The following is a 24759-nucleotide window of genomic DNA, read 5'->3' on the forward strand; positions in this document are numbered from 1 at the left end:
TGTCCTGGATCTGGTGGACGCGAATCGCGCCGGTGTCGGCGGGGACGCCGTACGAGCGTTCCTGGGCGGGACGCCCGCTGAGGTGGCGGACCGGTATGCGACAGCGTCGCCGTACGAACGGCTGCCGCTGAAGGTACCGGTGCAGTTGGTGCACGGCACCCATGACGACGTCGTACCGATCGAGCAGAGCAGGCGCTATCGGGACGCTGCCTCGAAGGCCGGAGACCAGGTCGAGCTGAGCGAGCTGCCGGGGGTCGGCCATTTCGAGCTGATCGATCCGCAGTCGAAAGCCTGGGGGATCTGCCGGTCCGCGGTGCACCGGCTCATCTCCTGAGATCGTGACCTATCCGCCGCGCGGCGGGCTCCGAATACTCGCCCTGCCGGCCCTGCCCATGTACGGTCGGCGACCCGTGGGCGCGGCGTCGGCGGCTTCCCGGAGCCGACGACTGACGAATCCGGCCTGCCGGAGGTCGCCCACGCGCTGGCCACGGCATTGCGCCGAACCTGACGGACTTTTCGCACCCATCCGGAGCCACGCGGCCTCCGAAGGCCTCACCAGTCGTCCAGGTGAGGAGGGCCGATGAAGGCTTTGAAACCGCTGTGGCGGTGGCTGGCGGCCAGTACCGGACTCGTCGTGCTGGTCGCGATCGCGATCGTCGTCCTGGGTCCCGGAACGTACGAAGTTTCCAGCAGCGCACCGTCACCAACATCGTCGCCAACGCCGTCGGGGAAGACGCCGGCCGCGGCGCCCGCCGAGAAGGCGCTGGTCGATCGGATGCTCGACGAGCTCCGGGCCGGCCAACCGGTCGAGCCGCAGTTCGCGGCGGGTGACAATCCCGCGGCGGGTGTCCCGATCCAGGCGATCACGGCGAAGCCGGGCGAGGAGTTGCAGCTCGGTCGGCTGTCGATCCCGCGGCTGAAGGTGAACGAGCCGCTGAACAACGGCGTCGACGAGGCCGCGCTCGTGCATGGCGTGGGTCATTGGCCGGGTACGCCGCTCCCGGGTACGCCGGGGAACAGCGTCGTCAGCGGGCATCGCAGTACGCACGACAAGCCGTTCCTGTACCTGGACAGGCTCCGGCCCGGCGATCCGATCGTCACCAGGTTCGGGTCGACGCGGACGACGTACAAGGTCGTCAGAACGACGATCGTGCCGCAGGCGCAGTACGTGAAGTTCGTCCTGCGGCAGCCCGCGGATGCAGGTGCGAAGGTACTCACCTTGTTCGCCTGCAATCCGATCACCGCCCACTACCAGCGCATTGTCGTGGAGGCGATAGCAGCCCCTTAGCTGCCAAGGAGCAGAGCACGGAAACCTGAACCGATCCTTTGAAGGAGAGTCATGGGTATCCGCACGATTTTCGGGGGCCGTCCGGTCCTCGAGTTCCGCGACGAGCAGAGCCGGCGCAGCTTCCTGCGCAACGCGGCACTGGTCGGCGTCGGACTGACGTACGCCGCATCCCGGATCGGCGATCCGGTTGCCTTCGGCAACGCTGATCGCGGGTTCGGGAACGAGGCCGCGAAGAGCGATCTCGACATCCTGAACTATGCGCTGACGCTGGAGTACCTGGAGTCGGCGTTCTACACGACGGGGCTGAAGGCCAAGCTGCTGAAAGGCCGCGAGCTGGAGCTGATCGATCCGATCCAGCAGCACGAGGCCAACCACGTGACGGCGGTGAAGACCACCATCCAGGATCTCGGCGGTACGCCGGTCGCGGCGCCGAAGGTGAAGTTCCCGGCCGGGACGTTCTCCAGCCGAGCGGCGTTCCTGAAGACGGCCGGTACGTTCGAGGAACTCGGCGTGAAGGCGTATCACGGGCAGGTGCCGCTGGTGAAGGACGGGCACATCCTGGCCGCTGCCGCGTCGATCGCGGGCGTCGAGTCCCGGCACGCGGCCATCATCGCCCAGGTGTCGGGCGGGAATCCGTTCCCGGCGCCGATCGAGGCCCATCTCGGAATGGGGCCGGTACTCAAGGCCGCCATGCCGTTCATCGCGAAGTGAGGAGGAGAGCTGATGACCGACACCGCACGTGATCTGATCCACGGCAATGCGTCCGCGGTCTCGTCCGGACTGGCGCTGGGCGCGCTCAGCCACGGCTTCGAGCTGGCGAGCGCGAAGGACTTCTCCAGCGACGTCGAGGTGCTCAACTACGCGCTGACGCTGGAGTACCTGGAGGCCGAGTTCTACCGCCAGGGCAACTCGGCGGGGCTGCTGAAGGGCAAGGAGAAGCACTACCTGATGCAGATCGGCGCCGACGAGGCGTCGCACGTCGCCACTGTCATGGCGACGATCCAGAAGATCGGAGGTACGCCGGTCGGCGCGCCAGCAGTCGACTTCGGCGGTGCGTTCGACAGCCGGAAGTCGTATCTGACGACCTCGCACATCTTCGAGAACAAGGGCGTCGGGGCGTACCTGGGCGCGGCCGGCTTCGTGAAGGACAAGATGATCCTGCAGGCCGCCGCCGGGATCTTTGGCGTCGAGGCACGCCACGCCGCGGTCGTGGGCAACCTGCTCGGTCTGAAGGCCGAGGGTGGCGTCTACATGGGTTCCACCGAGACCCCGATCCCGAAGGCCGACGTCCTGAAGGCAGTCGCCCCCTTCCTCAAGGACCCCGCCAAGGTCGTTGCCGCAATCACCTACTAGCGCTCGTCGGGGCAGCAGGAGGCTCCGAAGAAGAACCCGAGCAACGGAATCCCGGCGAATCGCCCGGGATGCCGTTGCTCGGGCCAACGGTTTCTCCCAGTTGTCAGGCGTTCGCGCGACTGGTGTTGATCTCGCCGTTCACGCCGGCCGGGAAGAAGCCGCCCTTTGTGGCCTTCTTCGGGGTCAGGTAGACGACGTTCAGTACCTGGTCCGCGGCTCGGCTGAACGCGATGCCGTTCTGATCGGCCGGAACGATGTTGATCTTGCCGTGATAGATCGTCCCCTGGTCGAGATCGGTCTTGCCGTCGAGGCTGTCCCGTGCGTTCGAGATCGCGACCGAAGGCACCCCCAGCCCGCGTGCGACGAGCGTCGTGCGGATGTTCGCCGCGTGGTAGGCCTCGACCGCGAGGATCCCGGCGGCGGCTTCCAGGTACGTCTTGTTCGTCACCAGCGGTGCCGCGCCCTTGTAGGCGGTAACGCCGACGTCTTCGAACACGTACGCCGCAAGCAGGAAGTTGTTCTCGTTGGCGTACGCGTCGAACTTCTGACCCGGCTTGATGAGGCCAGCAGCCTGCGCTGCCGCGGTGAATGCCGCGTCGATATCGATCGCCGGCCGGGCCACCGCAGCCGCGCCGAGGGCCTTGCGGAGGAACTTCACGTGTGCAAGCTCGTCGGCCGCGATCTCCTCGGCGTAGGCCTTCACGACCTTCGACTGGAATCGCACCTTGCGGCCGCCGTGCACCGCACCGGGCCGGCCCTTGCCGAGCACCTCGGTGGCCGGGAGCCCGTACCCGCGCACTGCACGCAGATAGAACTCCGCCTCCAGGTACTCCAGGTTCAGCGCGAAGTTGAGCACCGCGCCGTCGCTCAGCTTGGCGCCCGACTCATGACCGCCGATCCCGAGACCGAGATCGACGCCGACCCCGGTGTCGGCCGACGCGGGACTCAGGGCACCGCCGGCCAGCAGGCCACCACCTGCGAGCCCGGCGCCGGCGCCGACCACGCCTGCCGCGCGCAGGAACCTGCGCCGGTCCACGTTGTTCTCGGCACTGCGGCGGATCGCGCTGCGGATGAACAGTTTGTCGAACATGTTCCCTCTCCAGAAGAGACTCCGGTGCGACCGTCCGGACGCCCGGCAAGGCGATGCCCCGACCTGGGAACGGCAGGCCAGGACATCACCAGCGGGACAGCGCGACAGCCACCCGTGGCCGCGGCGCCGAACAGGCTTTCCCCGGGCCTGTGCCGGCCGCACCGGCTGCGCATCACCATGCGGCACCGGCTGTCCCAGGACCGATGCCGGTAGGTGCGCTCGGGCGGCGAGGCCCGGGGAAAGCGACATCACCGGCCGAATCGGCGCGCTGTCACGTCACTTGCTCACGACAACACCGCCCGGCCGGCCGGTCAGTGAAGCAGCCCGAGCAGGCTGTGACACCAGTGGCCGGAGCCGCTGCACCGCGAGCTGATCTCGACGTACAGACCGATGACGATGTTCAGGCCCGAGTGGTAATCCATGAGAAATCTTCTCCTTCTGTCGGACACGGGGAACGAGGCGCCGTTCGGATCCGGAGTGGCGGGACCCGGACCCGGATGTCGGAGTCGACGACTCGCAGCAAAGGTTGCTCCCGCGGCTGATTCGGCGACACCAGCGGATCAGATAGGTGCTACCGGCAAGTAATCTGAAAGCGGCTGGACAGCAGCGGTGACGGCGACGGAGTGATCAGCGGGCGCTCGACGATGCGGCAGGCCGTCGACCGCGACCGCTGGCGGTGACCCCGCGAGGTCTATCAAGAACCGGTGAGAGGGGCCGTTGGGGGTGTGCGGTTCGGGACCATCGGCCCTACGTGCGGCTCTGGGCGCGTTCGAAGCTGGTCTGGAATTGAGGTGATCAGGATGGAAGTTCTGACGGCTGGGCACTATGTGCATTGGGCGTTCATCAATGTGAGCGTGACCAACATCGTGATCGTCGCGGTGATGATCGTGGTCTTCGTGCTCGCGATGGTGGTGCCGTTCCCGCACGGTGGCGGTGACGAGAAATGACCGGCCTGACCGTCTGGCGGACCAGGCACGGTGACGCGGAGGTGCCGGCCGGGAACTGGACGCGGTGGTTGCGTGGCAAGGCCGCGGCGGTGGTCCCGCCGGGGCAGTTGCTGCCGGATCGGCAACCGGTGTACGTCGCGTCGTGGGTGTACGTGTTCGGCGTGCTGACGCTGACGTCGCTGCTGGTCGTGATCCTGTCCGGCGCGGTGCTCGCGATCGGCGGCGCCGCGTGGTGGCACGTGTCCAGCCTCGGGCATTTCGTGAACTCGGTGCACCTGTGGAGTGTCGAGTTGTTCTTCGTGTTCATGGTGGTGCATCTGTGGGCGAAGTTCTGGATGGCCGCCTGGCGCGGTCGCCGGATCGCGACCTGGGTGACCGGTGTGCTGGCGTTCGTGGTGTCGATCGCGACCGCGTTCACCGGCTATCTGTCGCAGTCGAACTTCGACGCGCAGTGGATCAGCACGCAGGCGAAGGACGGCCTGAACGCGGTCGGGTTCGGTGCCTGGTTCAACGTTCTCAACCCGGGCCAGATGCTGCTGTGGCACGTGCTGTTGCTCCCGGTCGCCGTCGGCCTGATCGTCGGCGCGCACGTGATCCTGGTCCGCCGCCACGGCGTCGTACCGCCGATCGACGACTCGCCGCGCGGCAAGACACCGGACGCGCACTCGTATCCGACCCGCCCGTACGACCTGGTCAAGGAGTTCACGATCGCGCTGGTCGTGGTCGCCGTACTGTCGACCGGTCTCGCGGCGGTGTTCTCCTCGCCGGACGAGAAGGCGATCACGCTGCAGAGCTGGGCGGCGGCCGATCCTGGCGACGTGGTTGCCACGGCGTCGGGCGAGCTGGCCGGTACGACGACGAGCGCGACGTACGGTGCGCCGTACAACCACAACGGCGACGGCCAGACCGTGCTCGGCGTTCCGCTGCAGAACTGGGGCGGTGTCCGGCTGCCCGTCGACTCCACGGCCCTCGTGCTCGGGCCGCTCGAGTCCGCGCGGACCGGCGACGCGCGGCTCACGGTCGCGCTGGGCCGGTGGAACGGTGCCTCCGACACTGCCCGTACGGCGTGGGCCTCGGCGTACTCCGATGCCCTCGCGAAGGCCGGCGACCCGGCCAAGGTACCGCCGGGCGCCTACGGGCCGGTGCCGGACCTGACCGGCGCTTTCCTGACGCTGGCGCGTTCCGGCGGCCTGGAGGGCATGCTGACGTCGTCGGGCAACTTCTACGGCGGTGACCAGACCCGCGCCCTGCTCCTGCTGGCCGACGGCGCCTACCTGGAGAACACCGCCCGGGCCCAGCAGCTCGGCGGCGACCAGTGGGGCATGATGAACGAGACCGGCAACTACCCGGGTCAGCCGTGGATGTGGCTGTACACGTTCTGGTACCAGATCAAGCCCTTCTCGACCTCGGCCAACGCCGACGCCCAGGTCTGGGCCGTCATGATGGTCCTCACGCTGCTGCTGATCTTCCTGCCGCTGATCCCCGGCGTGCGCTCGATCCCGCGCTGGATCCCGGTCCACCGCCTGATCTGGCGCCGCCGAACCCCACGCTCGCCGAGCCCCGCACGATGACGACGCTCCCCTCGGGGCACATCCTCAGCAGATCTACCAGGACGTCGACCTGTTGGCCGACCGTGTGGTGAAGTCGAGTGACGGAGGCCGAACACGCACCTTAACCACACGCCTCGAGCTTCAGCCCAATCACAGGAAGGCCGACCGAACCCCATAGCCGCTGATTCCAGCGGACCAGGTGGCCCGTACCACCAGCTGGTTGGGGTCGATTCGCCGTACGGCGTCCGCCGCAGGATGCATCCTCGCCGTCCTGGGATCGGTGGATGCGTCGCCATCGTCGCCATCGTCGGCGCCGTCGGCAACGAGGACGGCAAGTCCATCGACGCGGACAAGGACAAGAACGCGCCCATCCAGGTGACGGCCGGACAGGTGTTCACGCGCCACCTGTCTGCGTCGGCGATGTGGCCGTCAGTTCACGAGGCCGTTGCGGTAGGCGTAGACGACTGCTTGGACGCGGTCGCGGAGGTCGAGTTTGGTGAGGATTCGGGAGACGAAGGTCTTGACCGTCTCCTGGCTGATGGACAGCGCGCCGGCGATCTCGGTGTTCGATCGGCCGTCGGCGATGAGTCGCAGTACTTCGAGCTCTCGCGGCGTCAGCGCCGGGGCGCCGGGGGTCTCGGTGGGACGGATCCGCGCGGCGTAGCGGCCGATCAGTTGCCGCGTCACCTCCGGGTCCAGCAACGCTGCTCCGGATGCGACCGTGCGAATCCCGTGCAGGAGTTGGGCCGGCGGGGCGTCCTTGAGGAGGAAGCCGCCGGCACCCGCCCGGAGCGCTTCGTAGACGTACTCGTCGAGGTTGAAGGTGGTCAGGACCAGCACCTTCACCGGCCGCGCAACACCCGCCCCGGCGAGCAGCCGGGTGGCGCCGATGCCGTCCAGAACAGGCATCCGAACGTCCATCACCACCACGTCCGGCTGTACCCGCTCCGCGATTTCGACGGCCGCTCGCCCGTCTCCGCACTCACCGACCACCTCGAGATCCGGTTGGGCGTCGATGATGGTGACCAGGCCGGTGCGGATGAGCATCTGGTCGTCGCAGACCAGGACGCGGATCGGGGCGCTCATCCGCGGCTGCCGGTCGGGATCCGGACGCGGACCACGAACCCGCCGTCCTTGGCAAGTCCGGCGTCGAAGTCGCCACCCAGTACGTCGACGCGCTCCCGCAACCCGGCCAATCCCCTCCCACCGCCGTCCGGCGTCGCCGAACGCCGACCCGAAGCATCGGTACTGACGTGCACGGTGATCTCCCTCTCGCTGTGCTGGACCTCCACCGACGTACGTCCCCCGTGAGCGTGCTTCAGCGCGTTGGTCAGCGACTCCTGAACCACCCGGTAAGCAACCAGATCGGCACTGCCACTGGCGTCTGCCGGCGTGCCGGTCTCGACGAACTCGACCGGCTGGCCGGCCTGCCGGGCTTGTTCCACGAGGGTCAGCAGCCCGCCGGGCGACCCGGACGGTACGTCGGTGCCGTGGTTTGGATTAAGTAGGTCCAGTAGATGTCGCAGGTCCGCGATGGCCCGCCGGCCGGTGTGCGTGATCGTGGTCAACGTCTGGTCGAGTCGTTCCGGCGAGGCGGCGAGGTACTTGGCCGCCTCGGCCTGGACGACCATCGCCGTCACGTGGTGCGTGACCACGTCGTGCAGTTCGCGGGCGATCCGGGTGCGCTCCGCCGTACGGGTGTCCTCGGCGATCCGACGCCGCTGCTCGGCCTCGACGGACCGTGTGGATCGCAGCCACGACCCGATCGCCCAAGGGACAACGGCTACCAGATAGAAGGTCACGAACTCGGTGATCGGCTCGGTGCCGTCGCCGAGACGGTAGAGAACTGTTGCCAGAGGCACGTATGCGGCTGTCAGCAGGACGGCGACCAGCCTGCGGCGCCGCTGCAGATGAGCCCCGGCGCTCAGCAGCGCGATGACCACCGCGCTGGCGGCCACTGTGTGGTAGCCGCGCAGTTGATCGACGGCGAATCCGGCCGAAACCAGGACCAGGCAGACCAGGGGCGACCGACGCCGCAGCGCCAGGGACAGGCACTGAACGGCGACGACCACGACGGCCAGCGCGTCGAACGGGCGATCGGGGAGCCCGCCGAGCTGCGTTCCGTGATTGCCGAGCGACGGTACGAACGTGGCGATCAGGAGGACCAGTCCGATGGAGAGGTCCCTGACCGTGACGTCGAGCTGCTGCCACAACCGCGGCACCTGAAAGTTCACCGGCCGAGCGTAGCCGTGTCGAGGGCTGCCACGGTCGTACGCCGACGCGGGACCGGACGGATGGTGCCGCGTCCGCGGGCGACCCAGAGGAAACCGAGCGCCGCCAGCACGCAGAACCCCACCGCGAACAGGCTGCCTTCCGGCCCGAAGGTACCGCCGGTCAGGAGGTGCGGTCCGGACGTGCCGGCGTCGAGCAGTCCTGGCGGCGTGCCGTTGCCCGAGACCTCCGTGCTGAAGATGCCGCCGGCGGCGAAGTTCCAGCCGAAGTGGAGACCGATCGGCAGCCAGAGTTTGCGCGTGGCCACGTACGCCGCGGTCAGCATGCCGCCGGCCTCGATCGCGATGGCGACAGCTCCCCACAGCGTCGCGTCGGGGTTGATCAGATGTACCGCGCCGAACACAAGACCGGTCAGGACCAGGGCGATCCAGGTACCGGTGCGTTCCTCGACGATGCGGAACAGGACGCCGCGGAACAGCAGCTCCTCGCTGGTTGCCGCGGCGGCCATGAAGCCGAACAGCCCGACCGCGCCCGCGACGGTGCCCAGGCCGTGCACCTCGTAGCCGCCAAGGAGCCCGATCGCGAGGATGACGGTGCCGAAGATCGCCACGCCGCCCAGCGTGCCTGCGATCAGCCCCTTCCTGGCGCCCTGGGCGGACAGCTCGTCGACCGGACGGCGTTCCATCCAGCCGACCAGCAGGCGGTACGCGACGACGCTCAGCGCCGCGGTGCCGACGCCGGCGAGGACCATCAGAGCGGGGCGCCCGTCCGCGACGGCGAGCGCCTGCGCACCGACGAGCTGGACCAGCGTCAGCGCTGCGAACTGCGCGACCAGCCGGCCGATCAGCTTCAGAATCTTCATCATCTCTCCCTTGGCGGATTCGAGTGCCTCTGGTCGAAAACCTAGGGATCGCACAGCCCGGAATCGTCACCGTCGGGCGGACACTTCCACGTAGCTCTCACGGGGGACAAGCGCCGTTTGACCGCCAATTGGCTTCGGGATAGAAGTAGTTCATGACGTTCACCCAGGCGGATCTGGTGCGGAGCATGAACGCGTTTCTGGCGACGTACGGGATCGAGGGTGATTTCCGGACCGACCTCGGGAACGCCACGCCCCTGCACTTCTGGGAGGCGGCGTTCATCCGCGAGACGCTGGTCGACGCGTCCCGGCTGACCGGGTTGTGGAAGGACAAGATCAGCGAGACGTACTACCGGTACGAGAACACGCATGCAGTCGACCGGTTCGGCAATCCGAAGTGCTGGATCGCGAACGACACGGATTGGAACGACGACTATTCGTGGGCCGTGCAGTTCGCGCTGGCGGCGTACGCGGTGACCGGCGACCGGCACCTGCTCGATCAGGCCAAGTGGCACACGGACTTCTTCTACAGCGACTTCTACGACGATGCGTACGGCGGCGGGTTCTGGCGCGAGCGGGGGACGAAGGACCAGAAGGACGTGCCATCGAACGGGTTCGCCGTCGCTGCGGCGGGGCTGGCGCGGTACTACCCGACCGAGAAGGTGCACAACAATCCGCTGAGTACCGACAAGACGTACCTGCAGATCGGCCAGGACACCTACGACTGGCTGAAGGCGAGCTTCCTTCGTCCCGACGGTGGGTTGGAGAACTCGTTCTCGGGGCGCGAGTGGGACGGCAACCTCTACACGTACAACGCCGGGGTGTTCCTCGAGTTGGCGGCGAATCTGTACGACCTGACGAAGGACAGTTCGTACCTCGTCGACGGTGTGCGGGTGGCGGACTTCGCGAAGGCGCACTTCACGACCGGGCCGACGCAGGTCATCGTGTACGAGGACGACGTCACTCGGTCCGGCAGGTACCGGCCGGACCCGGTGGAGAGCTACGAGATTGTCTTCAAGGGGATCTTCCTGCGGGGGCTGTCGCGGTTCATCACGATCGGCGGACGGACGCAGTACGTCGATTGGCTCTACGACAACGCGCAGGCGAGCTACGACCATCGGACCAACGACCTGCCATCAGCTGCCTTCGACGAGACCCTGACCAACGCCCGCGGAACCGGCGTCGCGACAGGGCTAGCGGCGATGACCTACGCGCTCTCGACCCGACCGCCCGACTGAACACGCACTGCCGCCGTTCGGTCCGGGATGTCGACGCCCTTATGTAGCGGCCGTGTACCCCAGCGCAGGTGCGTCACCGGAACTCTGCTCCTACGGATCCTCCACGGCAGTCGGAAAGCCCTCGCACGCCTGACGCGCGAGAAACTCCACTGCTGATGACGAGATCCCGACACCCGCTCCCTCGATCGGTCGGGGGAGCGGGTGTGGTGTTCACGGGTTCAGACGGTGGAGAGCTCGCCGCCGTCGACAACGAGGGTCGTTCCCGTGACCCACTGGGCGCGGTCGGAGGCGAGGTAGGCGACCGCTTCGGCGACGTCGCGCGGGTCTCCCGGCCGGCCGAGAGGGATGGCTGACGTCGTGGCCTCCAGGGGGACGCCCAGAGCGTCGGCGAAGGTCTGACGGATGGCATCGGCGCCCGGCGTGAGAACGTTGCCAGGTGTGACGGTGGCAACGCGGATGCCGGCCGGGGCGAGCTCGGAGGCGAGTGCCTTGCTGTAGGCGTTGAGGGCCGCCTTCGCGGCGCCGTAGTGGGCCAGCGGTGCCGCGAGCTCGACGGCTGCCCCGGAGGAGATGTTGACGACGACGCTGCCGGCACCGGATTCGCGCAGAGCGGGCAGGAACGTGCCCGTGACCCGCACGGCAGACAGGTAGTTGAGGGCAAGGGCGTCGACCCACTCCTCGTCGGGGATCGAGCCGATACCGCCGAGGTGGGTACGCGCGGCGCCGGCGTTGTTGACGACGATGTCGACACCGCCGAGTACCTCGAGGGCGGCAGCGGCCAAGGTCCGCACGCCTTCCGGCGTACTGACGTCGCCCGGAATGAAGACCGCGGCCTGCGGCGTCTCGTCAGTCGCCTTCCGCGCGGAGGCGACAACGGTCGCACCGCCGTCGAGGAACCGCTGGACGATCGCCGCTCCGATGCCACGGGAGCCGCCGGTGACGACGACCCGCTTGCCGGCGAACTCAGCGGGGTCGGAAGCTGGAAGAGTTTTGAACATGCGGTCCAGAATACAAGTTCTGGACCGATTGTCCAGAACGACGTAGGCTGGATGCATGGCCAGGCCGCGGAAGTTCGATGAAGCCGAAGTACTGGATGCTGCGCGGCAACAGTTCACCGAGACCGGCTATCACGGCACCTCCGTCGACGACCTGTCGCGCGCGACCGGACTGAGCAAGGGCAGCCTGTACGGAGCGTTCGGTGACAAGGAGACGCTCTTCCAGCGAGTGTTCGACGACTACTGCGCCGGATCGGACGCGATGGCTGCCGCCTTGATCGACGGACCTGAGGATGAAGCGCTCATCCGGCTCCAGGCATGGCTGCACGCACCGGAGACGACCGACCGGTTCGGCTGTCTGCTTGCGAGGGGCACCGCGGAGCTCGCGTCCGAGAACGACGCAGTCGCCGCGCGCTCGCTGGCGGCGTACGAGACGCTGCTGGACACCTGTCGCCAGCTCGTCGAGCTGGCCCAGCGCGCCGGCCTCGTCGACGCAGACGCGGACGCCGAGGCGCTCGGCGGCGTGGTCGTCGCCACCCATCGCGGCCTGGAGGCACTCGCAAAGGCCGGCGTCGACCCGACGACCCGCAACCGCATCGCCGACGCGGCGATCGCCAGCATCTCCCAGAAGACCGCGTCGGTGTGAACACTCCAAGGGGAGTTGACACAGCTGCTGACCTCCAGCAAATGCACGACCACCGGACTCCGCGGATCGTGGGTCGGGCCAACGACCAGTAGGTCAAGATCGCGAAGCTTCTTGGTCAGCTGCCCGCCTGCGCTCTCGAATCATGACTGATGGGGTCAGGGTTCGGGGCTGAGGCCGTTGATGGCGAGTTGGAGGAGTCTGTTGGCCTGGGCGGAGGGTGCTGGGTAGTGCTCGGTGGCCAGGGCCAACCCGACTGCGAGTGTGATGAGGTCTTCGACGGTGACATCGGCGGAGACAGCGCCGTCTTGCGCTGCGCGCAGCAAGAGGGGAGCGGCTGCGTGTTCGAGGGCTCTGGAGCAGCTGTTGTTGTGGGTGTCGCCGTCGTACGAGAGCGCCTCGGCGAGGCCGCGGGCGGAGACGCAGTAGTCGACGACATCGCTCAGCCAGTCCAGGAGTGCGGTACGGCTGTCGTCGCTCGTGGACAGATCCCCGGCCCTTGTGCAGAGGGCTGCGATGCGCTGATGTGACACCGCCTCCAGGAGTGCCCGGCGGGTGGGGAAGTGGCGGCGCACGGTGGCTGAGCCGACGCCGGCGATCCGGGCGATCTGTTCCAGGGAGGCGTTCGGGCCGTGGGCGGCGACTTCCTGCTCGGCCACGCTGAGGACCCGTGCGTAGTTGCGGCGCGCGTCCGCACGCTGCTCGACCATGCGGTCACCTCCGGGTTGCTAAGTGGCGGGGTCCGCCATATCGTAGCCGATCATAAGTGGCGGCCCCCGCCATTTATGTCCGATCGAGGGAGTGAGCGATGTCGAACGACTCCGCGCCGGTACTCGTGACCGGTGCCACCGGGAGGCAAGGCGGTGCGACTGCCCGGGCCTTGCTGGCTGCAGGTGTTCCGGTACGGGCGCTGGTCCGCGATACCGGGTCCGAGCGCGCCGAGGCGGTCGAGGCGCTGGGCGCCGAACTGGTGCGGGGCGATCTGCATGATCGCGATTCGGTGGTGAAGGCGGCGGCCGGTGCCCGGGCCGTCTTCTCGGTGCAGATGCCGGCTTTCGAGGCCGACGGGATCGACTTCGCCGGTGAGGTTGCCCAGGGCATCAATCTCGTCGAGGGTGCGCTGGCTGCCGGTGTGCAGCAGTTCGTGCACACGTCGGTGTCGGGCGCCGGCCAGCACGTCGATGCGTCAGGCTGGGCCGAGGGTCGTTGGACCACGATGGAGCCGACCCTGGGAGCGAAGGCCGCCATCCAGGATCACGTCCGTACCGCGGGATTCCCGGCCTGGACGCTGCTGAAGCCGGCATTCTTCATGGAGAACTTCCTGCCATCCATGGCGTTTCTGTTCCCGCGGGGGATCGAGGGCGGCCTGGTCAGCGTCGTGAAACCCACAACCCGGCTGTCACTCGTCGCGGTGAACGACGTCGGCGCTGCGGCTGCCGCGGCGATCGCCGATCCGGAGCGATTCGACCGGGTGGAACTCGAGATGGCCGGAGACTTCCTGTCGATGGCCGAAGTCGCCGCCGCGCTGTCGAAGGCTGTCGGGGTCGAGCTCGCTCCTCCTGAGATGACCGAAGCCGAGGCGCTCGCCGCTGGGATGCCGCCCATGGGCGCCTCGCACGAGTGGCTGAACGCAGTCGGCCAGCCGGCGCGCCCGCAGTACGCGAGAGAACTCGGACTCCCGCTGACAACCTTCGACACCTGGCTCCACGACAACCTGAGTCCGTAACCGGCCGAAGCGAGCAGCGGAAGCGCGCTTGCAGGCTCCGAGCGAGGAAGGCCTGAGTCGGGAAGAGCTGGAGAGGCACATCGCTCGGCTGGGCAATGTCGCGAAGGCGCTCGATACCGCGGAGCCAGAAGAACTTGCTGAGCTCTACGAGGCGTTGCGCCTGTCGCTGACGTACCACCACCACGATCAGATTGTGGAGGTGGAGGTCGACCCGTTGGCCGACCGTGTGGATAAGTCGCGTGTCCGAGGAGGAACACGCACCTTAACCACACGCCTTGACCTCGACCCCGATGTCGTCGACAGAACCCCTTGATCACCGTGTGAGGCGTATGCTGAGGGTAGTCGAGCTGGGACCAGCAGTGACGCACTGGGGGCGAGTATGGGATGGGTGCATTGCGACGCTTGCTGCTTGCGTGTGACGGTGACCAAAGCAGGTGCGCTGCCGAAGCACTACATCGAGGTGACTGAGGGCTTCATACGTCATGGGGCACAGCGGGAGTGCAAGGCGTCGGGAACCAGTCGGTACACCGCGCAGGACGAGTTTCGCTGGACTTGCCGGCGACCGCGCAGCGGACGGGTTTGCCCATGCTGTGGACGGACGCGAATGACGCTGAACAAGAACGGCAAGTTCCCTAAGCACGTGGCCCCGGGCGGCGGTCGGTGTGCGATGTCTGAAGCCAACTAGCCGATGCCAGCCGTTCAGCCGGCGCCGGTCGGCGATCTGGGGTCGGTCGATGGCGGCTATTCCGGGAGTACGCTGTTCGGATCCTGGCGCGGAATGGAGCAGTCCATCCCTCTAACGCCGTGCTGTTCGGGCGCTCGTTCGGCAGTGAGTCATCGATGCGTTCGGCTCGGCGGGCGGGTTGACATCTGGCCCGGGCCAGGCGGAGTTCGGCATGGCGTGGACCGTCAGTCGCGTATGAAGTCGAGGTGTAACGGAGAGCCACCAGTTGCGATAAGTCAGCGGGGGACGCCGAGCGTCCGTGGCACCGAGAGTGCTGTTGTTGGGGTTGCATCCGGGGGAGGCACGCGTGTCGGATATCGCTACCCAAGGCATTGGGAAGAACGAACTCTGGTGGCTCAGCAGTGGACCAGGTGCGTGGGAATCGCAGCCGATCCTCGCGGAGACGGCTGAACTGAGCCTTCGTGGGAACTTCGTCTTCGCGGAGGAGACGGACACGGAGCCTGGGCTGCGCACGCCGCAACTGGGAGCCCTGCACGCCATTCTCGCTCACAGGTCCACTGAAGACACTGAGCCGATCACGATCGTCATGCCGACTGGGACCGGAAAGACTGAGACGATGCTGGCGGCGTACTGCCACACCCCGGCTCGCACGCTCGTCATGGTTCCGTCCGACGCGCTGAGAACCCAGACAGCGACCAAATTCGCGTCTCTCGGTGTCCTGCCAAAGGTCGGTGCGGTCGTGGGTGACTTCAAGTGTCCGGCGGTCCTCGTCCTGTCGAGCGCGCCGATGACCGAGGGCGAGGTTGATGAACTCATCGCACCTGCGAACGTCGTCGTTGCCACCGCTCAGGTATTGGCTACGTGCTCTGCGGCCGTGCGGCAGCGTCTCGTGGCCGCTTGTTCGAGATTCTTTGTCGATGAAGCGCACCACGTGGCGGCTCGCACATGGCGGGTCGTGGTTGACGAGTTCGCCGGCAAAGAAGTCGTGCAGTTCACGGCGACGCCGTACAGAGAAGATGGCAGGCACCTGAGCGGCAGGATTGCCTACGCCTACCCGTTGAGGCTTGCGCAAAAGAACGGATACTTCGCACGCATCGCGTACCAGTCTGTCGTCGAGTTCGGCGATGCCGACAGGGCAGTTGCTGTCGCTGCAGTTCAGCGGCTGCGCGACGACCTGCAGGTTGGGCTAGATCACCTGCTGATGGCCCGGGTCAGCTCGATCGCCCGAGCAAAGGACGTGCACAAGATCTATCAGGAGATCGCTGGAGATCTGTCGCCGATCCGGCTCGACACCGCTGTCGGACCGTCGACCAGAGCTAGGCGACGGAGTGCCCTGCTTGAGCGTTCTAGCCGCATCGTTGTCTGCGTCAACATGCTCGGCGAGGGATTCGATCTTCCGGAGCTAAAGATCGCCGCGATCCATGACCCCCAGAAGAGTCTGGCGGTAACACTGCAGTTCATTGGCCGATTCACTCGCACCGGCAAGGAGACCTTGGGCGAGGCATCGGCCTTCGTGCCCCTCCAGATAGCCGGCATCGATGAGCGACTGCGCAGACTCTATGGTGAGGACGCCGACTGGAATGAGATCATCCAAGACCTCACCGAGCACGGTGTCGGCAGAGAAAAGGAGCGGTCGGAGTTCGAGCAGGGCTTCGGCTCGCTGCCGCGTGAGATCGCTATGCGTAGCATCCACCCAAAGATGAGTACGGTGGCCTACGACTCACCGACACCACTCAACTGGACGCCAGAGCGCATCTACGACCTGTTCGAAGACCGCCTGCTGACCTCACGTCTGGGAATCAACAACGCCCGCTCGGTCGTCTGGTGGGTGTCCCGGGAGGCGATGCCAGTGCGCTGGGGTGACTTCTCCAGCTTCAACGAGTTGGTGCATCACCTCTACGTCGTACACCTGGACGAAGAGAATGGATTCCTCTACATCAACAGCACCAACAACGGCTCGCTCCATGAGGAAATCGCTCAAGCGGTCGGCGGCGCGAATGTCTCGCTCATCAAGGGCGAAACGCTCTACCGTATCCTCGCCAAGGTACAACGTCGTATCCCAACGAATGTCGGGCTGCTCGACTCCGTGAGCCGCAACCGACGCTTCTCGATGTATGTCGGGCAGGACGTCTTGGCCGCTTGGCAGGGCGAGGGCGCGACCAAGATGAAGACGAACATCTTTGCCCACGGGTTCCACGAGGGCCAGGCGGTCAGCTTCGGTGCGTCGCGCAAAGGGAAGGTGTGGAGCCATGAGCAGGCCCGGGATATCCATGACTGGGTGAAGTGGGTCCGCCAAGTAGGGCCAGCCATCACCGACGAGTCTGTGTCCCTCGAATCTGTCATGGCAGGATTCCTCCTCCCTCACCCAGCGATCAAGCGTCCCGCGCATGTGCCACTGGCTGTCGAGTGGCCATACCAAATCACTGCGACGATGAGCGAGACGCGCGCAGTCAGCTATCTTTCGCAGAGATTCTCGCTGCTCGAAACCGAGCTGCGGCTCACCGATCACACGGAGACAGGACCGCTGCGGTTTCAGGTGGTCACGGCTGCTTGGCAGCTTGAGTTTGAGTTCGTCTTCCAGCAGGACAGCCCGCCGCTCATCGTTCCGCTCGCCGACGATGGGGAGATCACGACACCGGCTGGAACCGTCAGTCTGTCCGCATTCCTGACCCAGCATGGGCTGCTCGTCACGTTCGCCGACGAGGTGGTCCTGGTGGAACAGGGATTCCTGCTCAAGCCGGAGCGAGAGAGATACCTCTATCCTCGGGATGAGATCGAGACACCGACTTGGCCAAACATCAACCTCAAGCACGAGTCACAGGGTGACGAAAAGGATCCGACCAGCATCCAGTTCCGGGCTGTGGAGTTGCTCTCCGCTGAGGCTGATTGGGACGTCATCGTGGACGACGACGGGAACGGGGAGTTGGCCGACATCGTGTGCCTCCGGAGCTACAGCGACAAACTGTACGTAATGCTTGCTCATTGCAAGTACTCGTCGGAGGAGGTGCCAGGCGCTCGAATCAACGATCTCTACGACGTTTGTGGCCAAGCGATGAAGATGAACCGGGCCAAGTCAATTCCCGAGCAGCTCGTGAAACGTCTCCTCCGACGCGAACGCAAGCGGCAGGCCCAAGGCAGAAACCGAATGCTCAAGGGCGACCTCACCGCTCTCGCATCGATCGTTAACGAGGCTAGGTTCCGTGATCTGGACGTCACGGTAGCGATCGTCCAGCCAGGAATGTCCGCGGCCAAGGCTAGCGAGGACATGCTGGCTCTCCTCGGCGCAACCGACCGATTCCTGACTGAGACCTACCAGATGAAGTTTCGTGTCGTTGCGAGTTCCTGAGCGCGACGGGAAGACCAACCCGGCGTGCAGGCGCCTGGCCGTCCTCGCGCCGAGTCTATGTTTCACGTCGGGCACACCGCCGGCCGGTGGCTCGGGCCCACGTCGCGACCATGGCCTCACGGACAACCAATTGTGGTGCCTCCGCGGACTCGTGGGATCAACGCGTGGAGGTTCCCAGCAACGGGGGGAAGTAGCATCGGGTCGGTTCTGGCCGGTTTGGGGATAGGGCGACCACAATGACCTCGTTCGATGTTGGCGGTGTCGGCCTTCGGGAGCTCATGGCAGCTACGGTGCGTGCGGCCATGGACAGCCTCGCTGCCCGGCATACTGAGCCGGTATTTGATGTGCAGTTCGACCCGACTTCGTGGAAGCGGCACGGGGAGGAGAGCTTCGCCGTGGGGCGGCACTCGGTCTGGCGTCAGCCGCCCGAAACCTATTCGAGCGACTGGATCGAGAGTTTCGATGCGATGCAATCGCTTCGAAAGGCCGTGCTTGCTGACGACGAGTTGTCGCAGCGCCTCGACGTCATGGTCGGCACTGAGTTCTGGCGGACGAGGCGCGTGCTCGCGGACGTGGTGATGTACCGTCTGTTGGCGCCGATGGTCCTCAGCACTCGGACGTACAGGTTCGACTGTGACAGGTTCGACGAGTTGTATTGCGTGCTCGAGCCCGCATTGCTTTCGTCCCGGGTTCGCTGGCTCGATTTCGTACCTATCAACGGTCTCGTGCTCGCTGCGGGCCTGGCGGTTCAGCTATCGGGTGGTTTGGTGCTGCGGGAAATGAGCGACGCGGAGATCGCCGCTGCCCTGCGCGTGATGGCGGTCCCTGTGGAACGTCATGACAGCCCAACGAGCATCACGATCTCACGCCTCAATCAAGTTGCACTGGTCCTTGAGCACGCCCATCCGTTCGTTGCCGAGCGCGACATGCCCGAACGTCCGGCAACCCCAGCGGTTACCGAGGTCGATCAAGCCGCGTCGCTGTTGATCACCGCCCTGCGTATTGTGTGTGGCGGTTCAACAGCTGCCAGTCGACTTCTCCGCCTGCTTCATCCCGACGAGCTGGAGTCGAATGGCTCCGCTCAAGCCCAGCTGACCCAGCTCGGCACGGTTGACCCCAATCGGCGAGTAGTCCTGTTCGCTGAGCAGACGGTCGACTTGGTCCAGGTGTTCCATCTTCTGACTGCACCGGTCGGAGGAGCGCTCGGCGTCGCGATCCGGCGACTTGGCTTGACGAGCGGACGCACGCACGCCGCCGACCGTCTCGTCGATCTGATCATCTGCGCTGAGGCGCTGTTCATCCATCACATCGGTATCCGCGGCAGATCGCAATCTGACGCTATCGCGCGTGGCGCGGCAGGGCTTCTGGGTTCCGATCCAGTGCTCGGCGCATCAGCGGATGCGATCGACAGCTTCATGCGAGCCGCGTACCGCCGCCGCAACGGCGAGGTACATGGGGATCCTTCACCAGGAGCGCTACTGCTTGGCCTGGATGGCGGGCGTGTGACTGACCTGGGTTTCATGGTCGAAGATCTGGACCGCATCATGCGGCGTGCATGTTGGCTAGCTCTGGATCAGGTCAGGGACGATTCGTAAGGGATGGTGATACCGCAGCTCGGGCAGATCTGGTCGGAGAATACGACCCCCGAGGACGCGCCTCGAGATCCACACCAGATCGTGTCGGCCGGACGGCTGATTTGCATCCGTCGTGCCAGAGATGACGAGCGTGGGCACCAGGGCATCGACAGTCGGTCGCTGGAGTGCTGCCGTGACGATGTAGGTTCGTCAGTTGGCCGGTGAGCAATCAATAGATACTGACGGCGTCAACGATGATGGCGGGGCCGCTGATGTATGCGTGGACGTCGTCGACCGGTAGGTCGAGGTCCAGGTCGTCGACCAATTGCTTGACGACATCGACTACGGTCGGCATGAGCTTGCGGCGGATCAGGTGCTCGTAGCCGTCGAGCAGCCACTCCTCGGCGCTGAGATAGCCGTCCTTGGTGCCGTCGATCAGGTTTCGTACCGAGCCGAGTACTCGGATTTCGCGCTCCACGCGGTCCGCCGACGCTGCGTCGACGAATTGGCTCGGGCGCACGGTCACGTAGACCTTCTGCGGAAGAGTTGTGCCGGTCAGCTCGAGCAGGACAGGGATCGGTAGGAGTTCGTTCTGGAGGTACACCTGCTTGAGTTGTTCCATCACCTCCGGGCCTTCGGCGCTGATCGACGAGATGTCGGAGGTGTCGCCGACGCCGTCCAGAATGCGGCGGATGATGTGGAACATCTTGCCCGCGAGGCTCGCGGCGGTGATTCTGGCCATCCCCTCGAGTTGGACGAGATCGTCCTTGCTGAGCGCGATGTCCTGCCCAGGGTCGACACGCACGACGTCAGTCTCGATAAGGGCGTCGATCACTTTGTTGACGGTAGCCTTCAGGCTGGGGGTCAGGGTGTACGTCGACTGGTACTCGACATCGCGGCCGAGTGCCCCGCCGGCTGCTCCGATGCCCGGAATCGACGCGTTGCCGCTCGCGGATCGCTTTCGTGTCGTCTTCTCAACGATCTCGGCTTGCTGGGGCACGTTGACGTCGTTGTACTCTGCTTGGGCCAGCAGCGTCTCGGTGTCCAGGTAGATCGGGGTGCGAAGTGCCATAGCTCCATTCTCGCTGGCTACACCGACAGTTCCGAGCGGGCGTTCGTTCCGCCTGGCCGACGGCACGGAATGTCGGCTCGACGGCGGTTCTGCTTGTCGGGGTTGAGCAGGTGGAGCATGCGGACGATCAACCCGGGCAGGGTCGAGGACGAGGTCGGGAGACCTGTCGGACGATCGGATGGGTTGGCGCGGTCGGCGTGGTGTGAGCCCACGCGGGTCACCAGTGTTTCGTCGGCGTATACCTCCGCCCACGGGTGATCCGGCTGCGGTGTGCGGAGTCCCCAGGCGAACGGATAGCTGTCGGGGATCGGCTCCCACCACCTCGGCACCAGTTGGTGCCGAGGTGTGGAGCTGACCGAGTCGTGCCACTCCGGTGCGGCCGCGGTTATCTCGTCGGCGAGCGTGCGAGCGGCGTCGGTCCAGTCAGTCACGGAGTCAATCGTTCTTTCCTTGGAGAGCGTCGGCCATTGCCTCGATCATCGGTACGCCGGCCTTGACCGCGAGCCAGTGCCATTGGCCGTTCGGGTTCACTTCGAAGAACACCCATCGGCCGTCCGGGGTAACGGCGAAGTCGAGCGCACCGAAGTGCAGGCCCAGTTCGTCCATGAGCAACCGGACGCCCTTCTGCACTTGATCCGGAAGCTCGATCGGACCGTAGGTGAGGGACGGATAGTCCGTTCTCCAGTCCAGTCTGGCAGCCGCGCTCCCGGGATGGATCGCGACGGGGAACATCCGCTGCCCGATCACGGTGAGGCGTACTTCGCATTGCTTGGGCACTCGCTCTTGAACAGATGCGCAGTGCCAGCAACGCTCGCACCGATCTCATCCGCGCGGAGCACAGTGGTCGGCAGGTATCGATGACGCCGCTCCGCGGTGAGCACGCCGCCGCTGAGACCTTTGTAGATGACCTCGTCGGCGCCGATGAACTCACGGGCATGATCCGGATCCGAGGTGATGATCGTCCGCGGTACGTCGAGACCTGCGCGGGCTGCTACAGCAAGCTGAACCGGCTTGTAGTTCGCGGCCGAGTCCTTCGCCGGATGATTGATCCATCGCACCGGAAGCGACCCCAGTACGCCGAGGACTCCGACGCGTGCCTCCGACAGTGCGAACGCCCGCGCCTCGTCCGGCCAGGCGCTCGGCACACTGAACTCAGCGGGCCGACGCCACCACACGGCGCTGACCGCTGTGAGGTCGACTGACCGCTCACCGGTCAGGTGCCCCTCCCAGCCCTGCGCCCCGAGGGTGGCAGCTACACGGGACGATTGCGGGAAGTCGGAGGTGTCGTACCGGACGACTGATGCGTTCCGCCGGGTCAGTTCGTCGATGACGGCGTCGGCCGTCAGGTCGTCGCGACCGGTCAGCACCAGAACGGTGCCCATGGTCAGTAGTTGTCGGTCGAAGTGTCAGATCCTGGCCGCTGGCCGTCGGGGATGGGGGTCTCGGTGTTCGTTTCCGGCAGCGCCGCGGCGATGGCGTGGTAGGGGTTGCCGGTCGCGGACACGTTCAACTGGAGGTTGGCGCTGTAGGTCATCGGCAGCTCCATCGGCGCCTTGTCCGGCCCGGAAGCCAGGTGACGGACGCCGAACGGCACTGCACTCGTCTCGTTGCTCATGGTGAATCTCCTATGTCGGTGAGGGTTTGGAACGGCCGGCCCAGGACGGACTCGCTATCTCGTCCCGCGCCGGCCGGCTTCTGGGCTGCGACGTCGGTGATTCGCTGACAGCGCAGGTATCGGCCCGGTAGGCCGTGGATCCGAAGGGTGATGACGTGCGCCCACTGCTCTGCGAGGGCAGTCGGGGCGATGTGCTCCTCGATCAAGTACTCGCCGAGCCACAGCTGCACGCTCCACAGTTCCTGCTCGGGCATCGAACTGACTGGTCGCTCAGGCCGGGCGGTGGGGGTCAAGCCACCGAACGACGGTGGATCCGTTGTGGCCATGTACTGCGAGGAGGGCCTCGAGGCCGTAATCCCAGACGACGGTGGTGGCCCACTTTCCGCGCCATCGCAGCGCCACGGTTCCATCCGACCACTCGACTCCTTCCGCCACGTCGCCGGTGCCGCTGACTCCGCTGACATCGACAGCGCGACGGAGTACGAACCGGCGTGGATCCGCGACGCTTCTGGCCGGGTGTTCGAGCTGTGCATCGAGGTCCATTGGAGTTCCCCTTCGAGGTCCTTGATCTCCATCCAAGGACCTCCGACTGCGGAACGTAAGGAAGAAGTTGCTGCCTGTCGCTCAACGCGAACCGGAAATTTCCGGGCAGAACGCTGTCGGCCGGTGACTCGCCGTACATATCGTTGGGGCGTGGAGGGAAACCTGGCCCTGAAGACGCGCATGGCCGAGTTCGGCCTGACCCAGGCCGAACTGGCCGAGGCGGTCAACGCCGATCTCCGGCGCGCGGGCTACGGGGGCACGGTCAGCGATCGAACGGTGCGGAACTGGCTGACCGGGAAGACTCGCTGGCCACACCACCGCCAGCGCGATGCGCTCTCCGCCGTCTTCGGCTGTCCGATCACGGATCTCGGATTCGTCGCTCCGGCCGAGCCGGAGCCCGTCCCGCGGCGCCGGTTCATCGGCACGTCCGCGGCGACCGTCATTGTCGCCGCTGGGGCAGCGACGCAGCGCGCTGCCCAATCTCGGGTCGGTGCTGGTGACGTCGAGCGGCTGCTCTCCAAATTCGCGCTGATCGTCGCGAGCGATCATCAGTACGGCGGAAAGCTCACCATCGAAACGCAAGCATCCGCGCTCGCCGGTGAAGCTCTCGCTCTGCAGGCACGGGGGAGCGCGAGTCAGCGCATTCGGAGCGCGCTCTACGGGTGTGCGGCGTCGTTCACGTCGAGTGCGATGTGGGCCGCCATCGACGGCCGCCGGTTCGATACCGCGCAACGACACTTCGATCGCGCAGCAGGCCTGGCCACCATGTCCGGCGATCCGGCGATCCAATTCAGGATCTGGTCCCACGCCGGCAGCCTTTACCGCCACATGGCCAGGCCCGTCGACGCGTTGGCCGCCAACGACGTCGCACGCAGGTTGCCGATTGCGAGACGAGACCCGATGTTCGCGTCCCTCGGCCACGCGAGACATGCCGCGATCCTCGGGCAGACCGGCGATCACCGCGCCGTACGTCAGGCCGTTGCCCATGCCGAAGACGCCCTCGTCAGATCTGAACCCAGCGACGAGCGGCCACTATGGCTGAACGCGTTCTACGACCAGGCAGAGTTGGAGAATCTCGCTCTGGCCGGGTACCTGGCGCTCGGCGACTACGAAGTGGCCGAGGGCCACGCTCATCGAAGCCTCGCCCTTCTGCGGCCCGGCATGCGGCGCACCCGATCGATCACCACCGCGCGACTGGCCAAAGCACAACTCGGCCAAGGCGATCTGGAGGAAGCGGTTGCAACCGCGATGTCGATCCCGCTCGAACCGACCGGTCTTCATCCACGCATCAACTCGATGCTCCAAGACTTCGGCAGCACACTGCAGATCGCCGCACCATCGAGCGACCCGGCAACCGCCTGGGATCAATACGCCCACGACTCACTGAGGAAGCTTCTGTGACCCCTGACGGTATTGCGCTGCGCCACTCCACGATGATCGACGACGTGTGGAGCAGGATGATCGAGGTGTACGCCGACGTGCGCGCGGACCAGCTTCACCTGCCGAACTACTCGGTCGAGCGATTCGGCGAACAGCTTGCGCGGCATGCGGCGGATCCGGGGTGGGAAGTTGTCATCGGCTACGACGCGGAGGAGCCTGTGGGGTTTGCGTACGCGAACACCCTCATGCCCGACGACCGCTGGTGGCGCCGGATGACCACCCCGCTTCCCGACGGCTGCACCGACCTGCCGACCGTGGCGGTCAAAGAGATCATGCTGCGCAAGCCGTGGCGGGGTCAGGGCATTGCCCTGCTGATCCATGACGAGCTCCTCCGCAATCGTCCTGAGGAGCAGGTGTCGTTGCTGGTCAACGCATTGAACGGCGACGGGAAGGTCAAGGCGCTCTACGAGTCCTGGGGCTACGAGCCGATCAGTACACAGCAGCCGTCCGTCGACGGCCCGGTCCTCACCGCCATGCTCCGGTCAACGCGGCCAGCATCACGATCTGCAGGTTGAGGTCAGATCAGGCAGATCTCAGCTGACGCCGAACGCAGAGAACGGTCC

The 24759-nt window shown here is 66.0% G+C and carries 26 protein-coding genes; 14 read left to right on the plus strand and 12 right to left on the minus strand.

Going from position 1 to position 24759, the window contains the following annotated elements; all coding sequences use genetic code 11:
- Positions 1 to 13 precede the first annotated feature (13 nt).
- From ACXJJ3_RS41685 to ACXJJ3_RS41700, 4 genes are all read left to right on the plus strand, one after another.
- Complete coding sequence (locus ACXJJ3_RS41685) at positions 14 to 334, plus strand: alpha/beta hydrolase family protein (protein ID WP_458167614.1); 321 nt, start codon at positions 14 to 16, stop codon at positions 332 to 334.
- Positions 335 to 580: 246 nt separating this feature from the next.
- The gene (locus ACXJJ3_RS41690) at positions 581 to 1288 is read left to right on the plus strand and encodes a class E sortase (protein ID WP_458167615.1); all 708 of its coding nucleotides are present in this window, start codon (positions 581 to 583) and stop codon (positions 1286 to 1288) included.
- Positions 1289 to 1339: 51 nt separating this feature from the next.
- On the plus strand, positions 1340 to 1999 hold the full coding sequence (locus ACXJJ3_RS41695) for a ferritin-like domain-containing protein (RefSeq protein WP_458167616.1): 660 nt from the start codon (positions 1340 to 1342) through the stop codon (positions 1997 to 1999).
- Between the two features lie 12 nt (positions 2000 to 2011).
- Entirely contained in the window at positions 2012 to 2641 is a 630-nt protein-coding gene (locus tag ACXJJ3_RS41700) for a ferritin-like domain-containing protein (protein WP_458167617.1), read from the plus strand.
- A 103-nt stretch (positions 2642 to 2744) separates the two neighbouring features.
- On the opposite strand, the gene ACXJJ3_RS41705 is transcribed toward ACXJJ3_RS41700, so the two are convergent.
- Positions 2745 to 3731, minus strand: coding sequence for a ferritin-like domain-containing protein (locus ACXJJ3_RS41705; protein ID WP_458167618.1), 987 nt, complete (start codon positions 3729 to 3731; stop codon positions 2745 to 2747).
- An 800-nt stretch (positions 3732 to 4531) separates the two neighbouring features.
- On the opposite strand from ACXJJ3_RS41705, the gene ACXJJ3_RS41710 reads away from it, so the two are divergent.
- The gene (locus ACXJJ3_RS41710) at positions 4532 to 4678 is read left to right on the plus strand and encodes a hypothetical protein (RefSeq protein WP_458167620.1); all 147 of its coding nucleotides are present in this window, start codon (positions 4532 to 4534) and stop codon (positions 4676 to 4678) included.
- Positions 4675 to 6249: a cytochrome b N-terminal domain-containing protein gene (locus ACXJJ3_RS41715; protein WP_458167621.1), complete on the plus strand. Its 1575-nt coding sequence runs from the start codon at positions 4675 to 4677 to the stop codon at positions 6247 to 6249. Before ACXJJ3_RS41710 ends, ACXJJ3_RS41715 begins: the two co-directional genes overlap by 4 nt.
- Before the next feature lie 408 nt (positions 6250 to 6657).
- Here ACXJJ3_RS41715 and ACXJJ3_RS41720 read toward each other — a convergent pair whose 3' ends face one another.
- From ACXJJ3_RS41720 to ACXJJ3_RS41730, 3 genes are read right to left on the minus strand one after another with little or no spacing between them, the layout of a single operon-like run.
- Entirely contained in the window at positions 6658 to 7314 is a 657-nt protein-coding gene (locus tag ACXJJ3_RS41720; RefSeq protein WP_458167622.1) for a response regulator, read from the minus strand.
- Complete coding sequence (locus tag ACXJJ3_RS41725) at positions 7311 to 8462, minus strand: sensor histidine kinase (protein WP_458167623.1); 1152 nt, start codon at positions 8460 to 8462, stop codon at positions 7311 to 7313. The genes ACXJJ3_RS41720 and ACXJJ3_RS41725 overlap by 4 nt, the downstream gene beginning before the upstream one ends.
- Positions 8459 to 9322, minus strand: a complete 864-nt coding sequence (locus ACXJJ3_RS41730; protein WP_458167624.1) for a CPBP family intramembrane glutamic endopeptidase — start codon at positions 9320 to 9322, stop codon at positions 8459 to 8461. Before ACXJJ3_RS41730 ends, ACXJJ3_RS41725 begins: the two co-directional genes overlap by 4 nt.
- 152 nt (positions 9323 to 9474) lie before the next feature.
- Between ACXJJ3_RS41730 and ACXJJ3_RS41735 the strand changes: the two genes are divergently transcribed.
- Positions 9475 to 10557 (plus strand): glycoside hydrolase family 76 protein, encoded by a 1083-nt coding sequence (locus ACXJJ3_RS41735; protein ID WP_458167625.1) that lies wholly within the window; start codon positions 9475 to 9477, stop codon positions 10555 to 10557.
- 218 nt (positions 10558 to 10775) lie between these two features.
- Here ACXJJ3_RS41735 and ACXJJ3_RS41740 read toward each other — a convergent pair whose 3' ends face one another.
- Positions 10776 to 11555, minus strand: coding sequence for an SDR family oxidoreductase (locus ACXJJ3_RS41740; protein WP_458167626.1), 780 nt, complete (start codon positions 11553 to 11555; stop codon positions 10776 to 10778).
- A gap of 55 nt (positions 11556 to 11610) precedes the next feature.
- Here ACXJJ3_RS41740 and ACXJJ3_RS41745 point away from each other — a divergent pair, with 55 nt between their 5' ends.
- On the plus strand, positions 11611 to 12198 hold the full coding sequence (locus tag ACXJJ3_RS41745) for a TetR/AcrR family transcriptional regulator (protein WP_458167627.1): 588 nt from the start codon (positions 11611 to 11613) through the stop codon (positions 12196 to 12198).
- Between the two features lie 155 nt (positions 12199 to 12353).
- Here ACXJJ3_RS41745 and ACXJJ3_RS41750 read toward each other — a convergent pair whose 3' ends face one another.
- Complete coding sequence (locus ACXJJ3_RS41750; protein WP_458167628.1) at positions 12354 to 12905, minus strand: TetR/AcrR family transcriptional regulator; 552 nt, start codon at positions 12903 to 12905, stop codon at positions 12354 to 12356.
- A gap of 98 nt (positions 12906 to 13003) precedes the next feature.
- On the opposite strand from ACXJJ3_RS41750, the gene ACXJJ3_RS41755 reads away from it, so the two are divergent.
- From ACXJJ3_RS41755 to ACXJJ3_RS41770, 4 genes are all read left to right on the plus strand, one after another.
- On the plus strand, positions 13004 to 13921 hold the full coding sequence (locus ACXJJ3_RS41755; protein ID WP_458167629.1) for an NmrA/HSCARG family protein: 918 nt from the start codon (positions 13004 to 13006) through the stop codon (positions 13919 to 13921).
- A 28-nt stretch (positions 13922 to 13949) separates the two neighbouring features.
- Positions 13950 to 14234, plus strand: coding sequence for a hypothetical protein (locus ACXJJ3_RS41760; protein ID WP_458167630.1), 285 nt, complete (start codon positions 13950 to 13952; stop codon positions 14232 to 14234).
- A gap of 718 nt (positions 14235 to 14952) precedes the next feature.
- Complete coding sequence (locus ACXJJ3_RS41765; protein WP_458167631.1) at positions 14953 to 17952, plus strand: DEAD/DEAH box helicase; 3000 nt, start codon at positions 14953 to 14955, stop codon at positions 17950 to 17952.
- Positions 17953 to 18188: 236 nt separating this feature from the next.
- Positions 18189 to 19547: a hypothetical protein gene (locus ACXJJ3_RS41770; protein ID WP_458167633.1), complete on the plus strand. Its 1359-nt coding sequence runs from the start codon at positions 18189 to 18191 to the stop codon at positions 19545 to 19547.
- Positions 19548 to 19755: 208 nt separating this feature from the next.
- On the opposite strand, the gene ACXJJ3_RS41775 is transcribed toward ACXJJ3_RS41770, so the two are convergent.
- The 6 genes from ACXJJ3_RS41775 to ACXJJ3_RS41800 all read right to left on the minus strand — a co-directional run bounded on the left by ACXJJ3_RS41775 (position 19756) and on the right by ACXJJ3_RS41800 (position 22756).
- Positions 19756 to 20598 carry a DUF6414 family protein gene (locus tag ACXJJ3_RS41775; RefSeq protein WP_458167634.1) on the minus strand — a complete coding sequence of 281 codons (843 nt, stop codon included), beginning with the start codon at positions 20596 to 20598 and terminating at the stop codon, positions 19756 to 19758.
- 435 nt (positions 20599 to 21033) lie between these two features.
- The gene (locus ACXJJ3_RS41780) at positions 21034 to 21345 is read right to left on the minus strand and encodes a hypothetical protein (protein WP_458167635.1); all 312 of its coding nucleotides are present in this window, start codon (positions 21343 to 21345) and stop codon (positions 21034 to 21036) included.
- A complete protein-coding gene (locus tag ACXJJ3_RS41785) occupies positions 21342 to 21980 on the minus strand; it encodes an MvdC/MvdD family ATP grasp protein (RefSeq protein WP_458167636.1) in 639 nt (212 codons plus the stop codon). Before ACXJJ3_RS41785 ends, ACXJJ3_RS41780 begins: the two co-directional genes overlap by 4 nt.
- Positions 21981 to 21982: 2 nt before the next feature.
- Complete coding sequence (gene tgmA, locus ACXJJ3_RS41790) at positions 21983 to 22213, minus strand: putative ATP-grasp-modified RiPP (RefSeq protein ID WP_458167637.1); 231 nt, start codon at positions 22211 to 22213, stop codon at positions 21983 to 21985.
- Positions 22210 to 22467: a hypothetical protein gene (locus ACXJJ3_RS41795; RefSeq protein WP_458167638.1), complete on the minus strand. Its 258-nt coding sequence runs from the start codon at positions 22465 to 22467 to the stop codon at positions 22210 to 22212. Before ACXJJ3_RS41795 ends, tgmA begins: the two co-directional genes overlap by 4 nt.
- A 16-nt stretch (positions 22468 to 22483) precedes the next feature.
- Positions 22484 to 22756, minus strand: coding sequence for a hypothetical protein (locus ACXJJ3_RS41800; RefSeq protein ID WP_458167639.1), 273 nt, complete (start codon positions 22754 to 22756; stop codon positions 22484 to 22486).
- A 150-nt stretch (positions 22757 to 22906) separates the two neighbouring features.
- On the opposite strand from ACXJJ3_RS41800, the gene ACXJJ3_RS41805 reads away from it, so the two are divergent.
- Entirely contained in the window at positions 22907 to 24157 is a 1251-nt protein-coding gene (locus ACXJJ3_RS41805) for a helix-turn-helix transcriptional regulator (protein WP_458167640.1), read from the plus strand.
- Positions 24154 to 24711 (plus strand): hypothetical protein, encoded by a 558-nt coding sequence (locus ACXJJ3_RS41810; protein WP_458167641.1) that lies wholly within the window; start codon positions 24154 to 24156, stop codon positions 24709 to 24711. Before ACXJJ3_RS41805 ends, ACXJJ3_RS41810 begins: the two co-directional genes overlap by 4 nt.
- The last annotated feature ends 48 nt before the right edge of the window (positions 24712 to 24759 follow it).

This window comes from Kribbella sp. WER1, from assembly GCF_054189145.1.